The organism is Paenibacillus cellulosilyticus (genome assembly GCF_003182255.1).
GTDB classification, from domain to species: domain Bacteria; phylum Bacillota; class Bacilli; order Paenibacillales; family Paenibacillaceae; genus Paenibacillus_T; species Paenibacillus_T cellulosilyticus.
Map to the genome: position 1 here is coordinate 1 of NZ_QGTQ01000053.1, position 13,268 is coordinate 13,268.

Sequence of the window (13,268 nt, forward strand, 5' to 3'; positions counted from 1 at the left end):
AGTATGGAATATCTGGGACGAATGGATGAGCAGGTGAAAATCCGTGGTTACCGGATAGAGCTGGGCGAAATTGAACAGGTACTGATCCAGCAGGCAGGCATCCGTGATGCGGCGGTGATCATTCGGAAAGATGCGGCGGCAGACCCTTATATCTGCGCGTATGTCATGAAGACAACGGAGGCGGAAGGACTCGAGCCGGCTGAGATTAAGAAGGCGCTGCAGAGGCAACTGCCGGACTATATGATTCCGAGCCACATTATAGAGGTGGAGAAGCTGCCGGTGACGGTGAACGGCAAGCTGGACCGGAGAAAACTGCCGGAGCCGGTGCTTAGCAGCGGAAGTGAGTATACGGCGCCGCGTAACGCAGAGGAAGCGACGTTGGCGGAGATTTTCGAACAGATATTGGGAATGGAACGCATCGGGATAGACGATTCTTTCTTCGAACTGGGCGGAGATTCGATTAAGGCGATCAGAGTCATATCCAGGCTGCGGGAAGCAGGATACGGACTGAGTGTGAAAGACTTAATGAAGGAACGGTCGATTCGCTTCATTGCCGGCAAGCTGGAAACCGATCTGGAAGGAAGGTCCAGCTATTCACAGGAAGAAGTGACCGGTGGGGTGAGGCTGACTCCAATCCAGCAGCAGTTCTTTAACTGGAATCTGGCAAGTCCGCACCATTACAACCAAGCTGTGATGCTGGACGCGGTAAGGAGATTGAACAGCAGCAATTTACAGGACGCTCTTACAGCTTTATGCGGCCATCATGACATGTTAAGAGCCGTATATGCTGAAGATGGACAGCAAAATATCCTTAGCTCCCAAGAGTCCCCTTCTGTTGAACTGCAAGTGTTGGATCTGTCCGACAAGCCAAGTGAACAAGCCTGCGCTGCGATGGAGGCTGCGTGCAACGGAATGCAGGCGGCTATGGATTTGGCTGCGGGCCCATTGCTGAAAGCAGCGCTCTTCCAAACCAAGGATAAAGATCATTTGTTCTTGTGTGCGCATCATTTGATCGTTGATGGTGTGTCCTGGCGAATACTGGTTGAAGATCTGGTTACAGCCTATCAGCAGATTGCTAATGGTGAAGCAGTAAGCTTGCCTTTGAAGACGGCTTCTTTCCAACAGTGGGCTGAAGCGTTGAATGAGTATGCAGCAAGCGCAGAGATAGAACGGGAACTGAATTACTGGAAGAAGATCAGTCAAGAAACCGAGCAAGGCAGACTGCAGGGGGCAACGGAAACAGGCAACATTGGAACGGAGACTGCCGCTGTCGAATTGGATGAACAGCTTACAGGACAGCTGTTGTATCAGTCGGGTGCCGCCTATCATACGGAGATCAACGATTTGTTGTTAACGGCATTGGCTAGAGGAGTTCAGCTATGGACCGGACAATCACAGGTAGCTGTTGATTTGGAGGGCCATGGAAGGGAAGCCATCCATAAGAAGATAGAAATCGACAGAACGGTAGGCTGGTTTACAAGCATTTACCCTGTGAACCTGACTTGTACGTCGGAGGACCTTGGGGACAATATTGGCACGATTAAAGAAATGCTGCGGAAAGTGCCTAATCATGGGGTGGGCTACGGTGTGATTCAATGCTTTAGCAACACGCTTCCCGTCCGCGAGCCTGCCGATTTGTGCTTCAACTATCTGGGCGAATTTGTTAACGAAGTCAAAGAAGCGACTCTTCTGGATATCTCTGAGTTATCAACCGGTGAAAGTACAGGCAACGATAACGCCCCGCTGAACGCGATTACTCTGAATTCCAGCATAGTCAAGAAACAGCTGGTACTTGAGGTTACGTATGATGCGGCAAAGTATTCAGCAGCACAGATCCAACAATTCACAGCTTGTTACGTCAGCGCATTAACCGAAATTGTGAAGCATTGTGCCGCTAAAGAATCCGGCAGCTTTACCGCTTCTGATTTTGGCGATCTGGATTTGGAGATGGATGAATTCAACGAGATTATGAACAATTACAAGTAAGGTGGCTTATCTAAATATGTCCAAGGATTGGAGATAGCGATGGATAATACAAACATTGAGCGGATATATCCTTTGACCGCCATGCAAGAAGGCATGCTGTATCATAGGTTGGTTGACGACAGCGTGGGCCACTATTTTGTCCAGAATATGATCCGGTTTGACTGCAAGCTGGATGCGGGTTGCGTAGAGCAAAGTTTATTGTTACTCGCCCAGAAGCATGCGGTTTTAAGAACATCCATCTTTTATAAAAAAGTGAAGCAGCCGCGGAATATTATCCTGAAGGACAGAACCATCGGATTTTCCGCCGTGGATCTTACGGATCTCTCTGCTCTCGCGAAAAATGAGCGGCTAGCAGAAATCAAGAGGCTGGACGCAGAGAACCATTTTGATCTGGAAAAAGACCCGTTGATGAGAGTTTGCCTGGTGAAGATGGAGGAGCAGCATTACAAGCTGCTCTGGAGCTTCCATCATATTATTATGGACGGCTGGTGCATGTCGTTAGTAATGAAGGATTTCTTGGACAACTACACCTTATTACAGAGCGGCAAACCTCTGAAAGCTCTCCTTCAAGAGATGCAAGAAGCTTCAAGAGGAAGCGCTAAGTATGAAGATTATATCAAATGGCTGTCCGCACAAGACAAGGGACGTTCTTTGGAATACTGGGGACGGTTGCTGTCGGATTATGAGCAGGGGGCGGAAATTCCGCCCTTGCTTGTCGGTCATGAGTCAACCAAACAGGCGGATTCTGTAAAAGCAAGTCTCACCAAAGATACAAGCGAAGGACTCTTAAAGCTGAGCCATCAATTAAATTGTACAGTGAATACGATTGTGGAAACGGCCTGGGGGCTGCTTCTGCAAACATATAACGGTACGGGTGATGCGGTTTTTGGAAAAGTAGTATCTGGTAGAAACGCTGACATTCGCGGAATCGAACATACAGTGGGGCTGTTTATTAATACGATTCCTGTCCGCGTAAACAACTCTAAGAATCTTCGTTTCAGCCAACTAATCCAGGAGCTGCAGGAACAGTCTTTGGAGAGCAACCTGCATGATTTCTGTTCATTAGTAGAAATTCAGGAAAAGAGCAGTCTGAAGGATCAATTAATCCGGACGCTCGTTGCATTTGAAAATTATTATGTGGATGAAGAGCTGGGCGAAGGCGGCGGATTGCCATTTGAAGTGGAGAGCATGGAGGAGCAAACGAGCTATCCGATTACATTGCTCGTGCATGTGGCAGATACGTTGAAAATGGAAGTATTATATGATGCCGGTCTGTATGGCCAATTAGAAATGGAAAGGCTTTTGGACACGTTAAGCCGCCTTCTCATTGCAATGGTTCAATCGCCGGAAGCCAAAATTCATGAGGTTGACCTCTTATCAGAAGCCGAGAAAAAGCAAATTCTGATTGATTTTAATCAAACAGAGTTGGCGTACGAGAAGAGCAAGACCCTTCATGAGTTGTTCGAAGAACAAGTACTAAGAACTCCTGGGCATCATGCAGTCACCTTCAATCAGGAGCATATGACTTATGAGGCATTGAATCAAAGAGCCAATCAGCTAGCACGTACCCTTAGAAAAGGCAACACCTCCGGCGCTAGAATTATCGGAATTATGGTAAGCCGGAAACCAGAAATGCTTATCGCCATTCTTGCTGTGCTGAAATCGGGCTATGCCTACCTGCCGATTGACCCGGAATATCCGTTGGAACGGATTCAGCATATGCTCGAGGATAGCGGGGCGGCCATTCTTTTGACAGAAGATCCTATCATGGCTGCACTGGACCTCGATTTCCATGGGGAAATAATAGATGTACAGCGTGAGGGCAGCTACGATGCAGATTCCTCTAATTTGCCCTCCATCTCGGCTGCAGAGGATTTGGCTTACGTCATTTACACTTCGGGTTCAACCGGAAAGCCCAAAGGCGTCATGATTGAGCAATCGTCGGTACATAATCTGATCGAAGGAGTAAGCCGGCAGATTCGCTTTACAGAAGGGAAAAGTATACTGAATCTGACGACGATATCCTTTGATATTTTTGTAATCGAAACGATTCTTCCCCTGCTGAAGGGTATGCGTGTTGTCATTATGGATGAGGCCGGACAAAAGGATTCGTCATTGATTATTGAAGCAATCCAGAGAGAACAGATTAACATTGTGCAAACCACCCCGTCGAGAATGAAGATATTGATCGGCGAGAATGCCACTATCGAACATGTTTTTAGCAGCGTACAGGAAATAATCGTAACGGGAGAAGCGCTTCCCAAACATTTGGCCAATACGCTGAAAACGTTGTTCTCTTGTGAAATCTACAATATGTACGGCCCTACCGAAACTACCGTATGGTCCGCGCTGCAAAATGTCAGAAGCGAAAATAAAGTGACGATCGGGAAACCGCTCGCCAACACGAAGGCTTATATCGTAAACAGTCATCAGCAAATTCAACCTATTGGTATCTACGGGGAGCTGTGCATCTCTGGAGATGGAGTCGCTAGAGGATATTTGAATCGGCCAGAGCTGACACAGGAGAAATTTACAGATAACCCCTTCTCCCAAGGCGAACGGATGTACCGGACAGGGGATTTGGCGAGATGGCTTCCTGACGGAACGATCGAATACTTTGGCAGAATGGATGAGCAAATCAAGATAAGAGGATACCGGATCGAGCTCGGGGAGATTGAAAGTGCGATAAGAAAACAGACAGGTATTCGGGACGTTGCTGTCATCGCAAAGTCAGACTCATCGGGAGACAAGTACATATGCGCGTATGTGGTTTCAGATCAACCGGAGCAAGAAGCGGATGCGGCGCAAATCAAACAGGAGCTTCGGAAAGTACTGCCTTCATTTATGATTCCGGCCTATATTATTGGGCTTAACAAGCTGCCTGTAACCGCCAATGGTAAGCTGGATCGACGGTCTCTTCCTGAACCGGTCAATCAGCGGAAGGAGCACATTGTTGCGCCAAGAAACAGCCTGGAAGAGACGTTAGCTGACATATTTAAAGAAGTATTAGGACTGGAGCAGCTTAGCATTCATGACCATTTCTTCGAAATCGGGGGCCATTCGCTGAAGGCGACGCGCGTCGTGAATATGACCGAAGCCAAGACGAGCTTAAGAATTCCGTTAAAAGTATTTTTCGAACGGTCAACGATCGCCGAATTAAGTGAATACTTAGCAGCTTGCCAAAATGAAGCTGTGTATCATCCTATCCCTTTGTCGGAATCCAAAGACGTTTATCCGTTATCACCCGCTCAACGGAGAGTATTTTATATACATCAAATGGATGATTTGGGTACGGTGTATAACATGCCAGGCGTTCTGGAAATCCGCGGCAAGCTGAATGTTGGCAGGGTGAAGGATGTAATCCGGCAGTTAACCGAAAGACATGAGAGCTTAAGGACAAGCTTTATTGTATCTGGGGATCATCCGGTGCAGCGGATCGAGGATTCGGTTGAAGTTGAGGTTGAAGTGGATGAAGGCTTGATGTCTGTGGAAGCGCTCCAGTCCTACGCGGAAGTTGCCGCAATGTCGAAGGGGGCAGTGGAGGAGAATCAGGCACTGAAGCTGATGGCAGAAGATCTTCTTCAGCCATTCGTTCGTCCTTTTCATTTGGAGGAAGCCCCATTAATTCGGGTTAAAGTGGTCAAAGCGGCAGAAGAGCATTATTTGCTTATGTTTGATATGCACCACATCATTACGGACGGGGCGTCGATGAATACGATCACCAAAGAGTTCTCGCTGCTTTATAACGGGCAAGCGTTGAAAACCCCGCACATCCAATACAAGGACTACTGTGAATGGATGAGCGCAAGGGATTTGGGTGGTCAAGAGGCTTATTGGACAGAACAGTTCAGCGGTGAAATTCCCGTACTTGAGCTTCCGTTAGACTTTCCTAGACAGCAGACTAAACAGTACACAGGTTCTTCTATTCATGTAAGTCTTAACGGAACTGTAAAGAGCGACATCCGCGAGCTGTGCAAACAAACAGGAACTACAGAGTATATGCTGCTGCTGTCTGCTTTCATGATTTTGTTAGGCAAATACAGCGGCCAAGAGGATATCGTCATCGGAAGTCCGGTATCAGGCAGAACGCATCAGGATACAGAAGCTTTGGTGGGCATGTTCGTCAACACGCTTGCGATGCGGGGGAGACCTGAAAGGGGTAAAACCTTTACTGCCTTCCTGCAAGAAATGAAAGAAATATGTCTGAAAGCGATGGATCATCAGGAGTACCCGTTTGAAGAACTGGTTGACAAAGTTCAAGTACAGAGAGAGATGTCCAGACACCCTCTTTTCGATGTTATGTTTGCGCTGCAGGACATGGAAGAGGAATGGACAGCGGAGGGCTTGACGTTCAATATGGTCGAACTGGAGAACAAGGCAGCCAAGTTTGATCTGACTATGATTGTTAATCACACCGATGATGGGTATGACATGACCTGGGAGTACAGTGACAAGCTGTTTAAAGAAGAGACGGTTCACAGAATGGCCGTTCATTTCGAACAGATCATCCGAGAGGCGGTTAGACAGCCTTGGATACCGCTTCAAGATATCGATGTTGCGACTCCTGCGGAAAAACAACAAATTTTGTTTGATTTTAACAACACCCGCTCCCTCTATCCGAAAGAGAAGTCGATCCAGCAGCTGTTCCAAGAACAGGTCATCAGAACGCCAGATGCCGAGGCAGTAATATCCGAGCAGGGTGTGCTGACCTATGAACAATTGGACCAACGGTCGGATGAAATCTCGGGTGAATTGCAGCGCAGAGGGATACAAGCAGGACAACTGATCGGCATCGTATCCGAGAAGAGCGCAGACATGATTGCGGGCATACTGGCGATTGTGAAATGCGGTTGCGGGTATGTGCCACTGGATGGCGATTATCCGGAGAGCAGACTCCGCTTTATGCTTGAAGATTGCCAGATCGATACGATCCTGCACGGTTCGGGAACTATCGGGACGGGGGCTTGGATTCCAGAGGGGACTCATAGGATAGACATCCGGGAGCGTTATGAGGGATTCAACTTAGCCCCGTATGCTGCTTCCCCTTCGGATACTGCCTATGTCGTTTATACTTCAGGTTCAACAGGGGTGCCTAAAGGCGTTGTCGTCTCTCATCAAAATGTAGTCAGACTCGTTCAGCATACCGATTATGTGGATTTCAGTGACGCGAGAATATTACAGACCGGCGCCTTATCTTTTGACGCAACGACATTTGAAATTTGGGGTTCTCTATTAAATGGGGGAGTGCTCTGTCTCGTAGACAGTGATATTTTTGCAAATCCCGGAAAGCTGGCGGATTTAGTTGAACAGAACCGCCTCAATACGATGTTTTTGACCTCCCAGCTGTTTAATAACTTGGTCGATCTCGATATGAGATGGATGAAGGGGATGAAAAATATCCTCACTGGCGGCCAAGCCATCTCCGAGAGACATGTGAACAAGCTGCTGCAGCATCATCAGGGTCTTACCCTTATTCACTGCTATGGTCCGACTGAAAATACGACGTTCTCCCTGACATACAAGGTTGAACACCCGCAGGTCAACATACCGATTGGCCAACCGATTGGCAACAGTACAGCCTATATTATGAACGGCAGCATTCTAAGCGGCATCGGACTTCCAGGCGAGCTGTGCGTAGGCGGAGACGGCGTTGCAAAAGGTTATTTGAACCGGGATGAGCTGACCCGTGAGAAATTCATCGAAAATCCGTATGTTCCGGGTGAACGTATCTATCGGACAGGTGACCTGGCCAGATGGCTGCCGGACGGCAATATCGAGTTCTTGGGCCGAATGGACGAGCAGGTGAAGATCAGAGGATACCGGATTGAGCTTGGGGAGATCGAAACGGTTCTCCGTCAGCAGGATGGAATCAAAGATGCCGCAGTGCTGGTCAGGAAAGATGGCGAAGAAGACCGATATCTGTGTGCTTATATAGTCGGCGAAGATCAGGAGCAGGCCGTTAACCTGACACAACTAAAGGATAAGATCAGGCAAGAACTGCCGGCTTATATGATACCCGCCTATTTCGTGCAGCTTGAGCAATTGCCCGCAACGGCAAATGGTAAACTGGATCGCCGTGCTCTTCCACAACCGGAACAAACGACCATGCAAACTTATGCAGCGCCGAGAAATGACTTGGAAACAATATTGACGGACGTCTTCAGTGAAGTTCTCGGGCTGGAGAGAGTAGGGATAGACGACAGCTTCTTCGAAATGGGAGGAGACTCGATCAAGGCTATCCGCATCATCTCCAAATTAAGGGAGCACGGCTATGAGCTGGATGTAAAAACATTAATACAGCACAGAGAAATCCGTACGATCAGCTCCAAAGTACAAAAAGCGCAAGCCGACAATTTAGAAATCTACCAGCAGCCGGTAGCGGGAGTGGTTCAGCGGACGCCAATTCAACATCAATTTTATGAATGGGAGCTGTCCCGTCCTGAGCATTTCAACCAAGCGATCATGATCCATTCGGCCGGCGGATTTAACGAAGACCTTGTTCGTACAGCGCTGGAGCAATTGGCCAAGCATCATGATGCGCTGCGCAGCCGATTTGATGAGCGCGGCACCCACAGCATTTGCGGGGTAGATGAAGGACAGTTGTACGAATTAACGGTCGTTGAATACCGTGATCTGGGAGATGCCGACGCATTGGCTCAAGCAGTAGAGGAGCATTGCAATGCGATTCAAGCAAGTATGGATCTCAAGAAGGGTCCTCTGCTGAAGGCTGCCTTATTTCATGCGAATGATGGCACGCATCTATTTTTCTGTGTTCATCATTTGGTTGTGGACGGGGTATCCTGGCGTATTCTGCTGGAAGATTTCAGTACAGCTTATTCGCAAGCCCGTGATCACCAAACCATCAGTCTGCCTAGCAAGACAGCTTCTTATCAGGCTTGGGCTGAAGGGCTGATCGCATTCAGTAAGAGCTATCTCTTGAAAAGAGAGCTCGGGTATTGGAAAGAGGTCTCTCACAAAATCGATGCCTCCGTTCCGCTCTCGGAGACTGCCTGCTACAAGGATGCCCAGAAGTTAAGCGGGGCGGCTGTGACCGTTAACCATGAATTCATGCTTACTAGAGAAGAAACGGACAGGCTACTGCATGAGTCCGGCACAGCATATAACACGGAAATCAATGACCTGTTATTAGCGGCCCTAAGCATGACGGTTCAGCAATGCTTTGGCGTAGGAAGCGTTGGCATCGAATTGGAAAGCCACGGCAGACATCCGATTGAACCGCAGATCCGCATCGACCGGACGGTAGGCTGGTTCACGAATACGTATCCTGTCGTGTTGGAATGCCATACCGACGACCTAGGAGCAACGATTAAACATACGAAAGAAACGCTCCGTAAAGTTCCGAACTATGGCCTTGGGTACGGTATCTTAAAGTATTTGTCCGACCCGGAAATCAGGACGCAGCTGGCGCCGCTGCAGCTTGAGCTCAGCTTTAATTATTTGGGAGACTTCAGCAGCGAGGGTGACGGCGGGGAGTTTTCATTCTCCAAGCTGGGCTGCGGCAGCGTAAGCTCCGACGAAAACAAGTTTCAAAAGCCTATCACGGTGGATTGTATTGTACAAGAGGGCCAGATGGCATTTACGATCGGCTTTAATCATTCAGAGATGGATGTGCATACCCGGTTTAGTGAGGTATTCGCCGCTTCTCTGCGTACAATCATTGCACATTGCAGCAGCCATACAGGAACGCAATATACCCTTTCGGATTATGGCGATGAGATCGGGTGGAGCGACAGCGAACTGGACGATGTGCTGAGTTTGTTTGAAGGAGATGAGAACGATTAAACGTCAAAGCGGCAGTTCTTTGAAAGGCCTTTTGTTTCAGAACAAGTCTCTGCTTATCAGTGCTGTTATCGCTTCTATTATGATTGCGGGTTTGAACATCGCTTTAGCATTTATTTTAAAACTGCTCATCAATATCAGTATTGACGGAGAGGTAGCGGATTTATTTAATCTGCTCTTCGTAATCCTCTCCTTCTTGTCCCTGTACCTGATTGTAAGTGTGACGCAGTATTGGACGAAAAATAAATACGTAAAAGAAGCTATGGTGAATTACAAGAATGCGATTACCGACCGGATGATTAAAAAGGATTTGTCCGATTTCCGAAGTCACAATTCCGGCAGCTATATCTCGGTAATCAACAATGACGTGAAGACGGTGGAAACGGATTATGTCGAGGGGAATATTGTCATCATCACGCAAGCGACGCTGTTTATTTTCGCGCTGGGGGCGATGTTCTATCTCAATGTCCAGGTTGCTGTCGTTGCCATTGTGCTAAGTTTGCTGCCGATTATTACGTCGGTTGCTTTCAACGGAAAGGTATCTCTCCATCAAGAACGCGTATCGGAGAAAAACGGGGCTTTTACGACCACGATTAAAGATATTTTCAACGGATTCACGGTCATTAAAAGCTTTGGCGTTGAGAAGGAAGTATCTTCGGCGGTTTCCGGCGTAAACAACAGTCTTGAGGTGGATAAGCGGAAATTCAAAAACTTGACGGAGATGGTTAAAAGCCTCACAGAGGTGGCCGGTTTTATTGTGGTGGTGGGCACGTTCACATTCGGCGCTTGGCTTGCGATTAAAGGAAAGACCACGCCGGGGGATGTCCTGGCTTACATCCAGCTTTTGAATTATTTGTTGGGGCCTATTGTTATTTTGTCTGAAAGCCTGAACAAGCGGAAGGCCGGAGCAGTGCTGATTCAGAAGATTGATGATCTGCTCATAAGCGACGGACAGAAAGAGGCGGGTATTCCTAAAGAGCAATTTAATCACAGTATTGTGTTTGACAATGTGTCCTTTTCATTCGACGGAGACAAGGATGTGCTGACCGGCATTCATCTGGCGTTGGAGAAAAATAAGTCCTACGCCATAGTCGGACTAAGCGGCAGCGGGAAATCCACACTCCTGAACCTGTTGATGGGCTACTACGATTCATACAAAGGGAACATTTACATTGACGATGTAGAGCTGAGGGATATAGATCCAACGAGTCTCTACAAAATGCTGTCCGTGATCCAGCAAGAGGTGTTCATGTTTGATGCACCTATTGAAAATAACGTCTTCCTGTATAAGAACTATCCGCAAGAAGCGCTGCAGAAAGCTATAACGATGTCCGGACTTGACGGTTTTATTGAGAAGAAAGGGTCGGGCTTCAACTGCGGCGAGAATGGGTCACAGCTTTCGGGAGGGGAAAAACAAAGGGTATCCATCGCCAGAGCCTTGATCAAGGGGACGCCTGTGCTGCTGCTGGATGAAGCGACTTCGTCACTGGATAACGAAACGGCCCAAGCGATCGAACAATCTATCCTGAACATTAAGGACAATACCCGGATCATTGTTACACATAAATTAAACAGTGATGCGCTAAGGATGTACGATGAAATCATTATGATGAAAAACGGGTGCGTTGTTGAAAAAGGTTCATTTTCTGAATTGCTGGAGAAGAAAGGATTCTTTTATTCCTTGTATAACGTGACCGACAACGCCCGGCAGAAGGAAGAACTGCTGACGGTTTAATTTCATCCTAAAGGAGCGAACGGGTATGGCATCAAATAAAGAGAGAACGGTTGAAAGAATCTACCCCTTAACCCCCATGCAGGAAGGCATGCTATTCCACAAAATGCTGGACGAGCACTCGACAAGCTATGTTGTTCAGGAAGTCATTTCCATAAAAAGCGTTCTTCACGAAACATACCTGAACCAGACCTTGGAGTTGTTAGGGGAAAGGCATCCAATACTTCGCACGGCGATTGTATACAGGAAGGTTAAAAAACCTCAGCAGGTGCTATTGAAGAACAGAAAAATCGAAATGAAGCTGATCGACATCAGCGCCTATTCGGACGAAGAAAAGCAAGAAGAAATCCGACAGATTAAGAGGGAAGATATCGCCCGCGGGTTCGATCTGGAGAAGGATTCTCTCATGCGGATGACCATCCTTCAGACCGGCTGCGGCGAGTACAAAATGATTTGGAGCTTTCATCATATTATTATGGACGGATGGTGCTTATCCATCCTCTGCTCCGATTTCATGCACTATTATCTCGCACTCAGTCAAGGCACGGAGCAGGATATTCTCAGAGAAGCCATCCGAAAGGAAACAGCCGGTTCGTCCAGCTATGAAGCGTATATTCATTGGCTTAAAGAACAGAATCATGAGGCATGTTTGGACTATTGGAAACACCTGCTCGCCGATTATTCCGGCGTGGCAGAGATTGCTCCAAGCAGGACGGCCGTCGTAACCGGAACAGCAGTAGGCCAGCTCCAATTGGAATTGTCCGAAACGTTAAGCGAAAGCATTGTAAGACTATGCAGACAACATCATGTGACATCGAACACATTGTTTGAGTTGTGCTGGGGAATTGTTCTGCAAAGATACAATAATGTTCAGGATGTCGTATTTGGCAAAGTAGTTTCAGGCCGCAATGCCAAGCTCAAGGACATTGACAAGATGGTCGGCTTGTTCATCAATACGATTCCTGTTCGCGTAAAGATAGAAGAGAATGACAGTTTTGAAACGTTGGTCCCCCGTTTATATGATCAGGCTGTAGAGTCAGGAAAGCATGATTATTCTCCTTTGGCAGAGATACAGCGGGTCAGCGGGATTGGCGGAGATTCGCTCAAGACGTTGATGGTGTTTGAGAACTTTTATGTCAATCCTGCAGCGGATGAACTGGAAAGCTTACTGAGCATCGAAGCTGACGGTGTCCGTGAAAAAACCAATTATGCAATGAATCTGATGATCGATCATACGAACATCTTCACGATGAAAATGATGTATGATCCAAGCCTCTACCATGAGCTGGATATCGGGCGGCTGTTGCAGCAAATGCAGCAGCTTATAACCGGAATGGTAAATAAGCCGTCTTTGCCGATACAAGAGATTGAGATTGTTACGCCAGAAGAACAACAGCTTATTTTACATCATTTTAATGATACCCAAACCGAATATCCGCATGAATTAACGATACAGCAGCTGTTCCGGCAGCAGGCAGCTCAGAATCCGGATGCAGAGGCTGTCTTGTCCCCCATGGAGCGGTTAACCTATGCAGAATTAGACAGACGTTCCGATGAAATTATGGGTGAGATGAAAAGGAAAGGTTTGCAGGAAGGACGTTTAGTAGGGATTGTCACGGAAAAAAGCGTACATATGATTGCCGGCATACTGGCGATTGTGAAATGCGGTTGCGGGTATGTGCCACTGGATGGCGATTATCCGGAGAGCAGACTCCGCTTTATGCTTGAAGATTGCCAGATCGATACGATT

4 protein-coding genes are annotated in these 13,268 nt (G+C 47.6%); all 4 read left to right on the forward strand.

The window, feature by feature from the left end; all coding sequences use genetic code 11:
- Positions 1 to 1,986: condensation domain-containing protein (locus tag DFQ01_RS30315; protein ID WP_245946951.1), on the forward strand; the 1,986-nt coding region annotated here is incomplete at its 5' end.
- Positions 1,987 to 2,025: 39 nt separating this feature from the next.
- Positions 2,026 to 9,789, forward strand: coding sequence for a non-ribosomal peptide synthetase (locus DFQ01_RS30320; protein ID WP_110047644.1), 7,764 nt, complete (start codon positions 2,026 to 2,028; stop codon positions 9,787 to 9,789).
- Positions 9,776 to 11,521, forward strand: coding sequence for an ABC transporter ATP-binding protein (locus DFQ01_RS30325; RefSeq protein ID WP_110047645.1), 1,746 nt, complete (start codon positions 9,776 to 9,778; stop codon positions 11,519 to 11,521). Before DFQ01_RS30320 ends, DFQ01_RS30325 begins: the two co-directional genes overlap by 14 nt.
- 25 nt (positions 11,522 to 11,546) lie before the next feature.
- The coding region (locus DFQ01_RS31310; protein WP_181394756.1) for a condensation domain-containing protein at positions 11,547 to 13,268 on the forward strand (1,722 nt) is incomplete at its 3' end.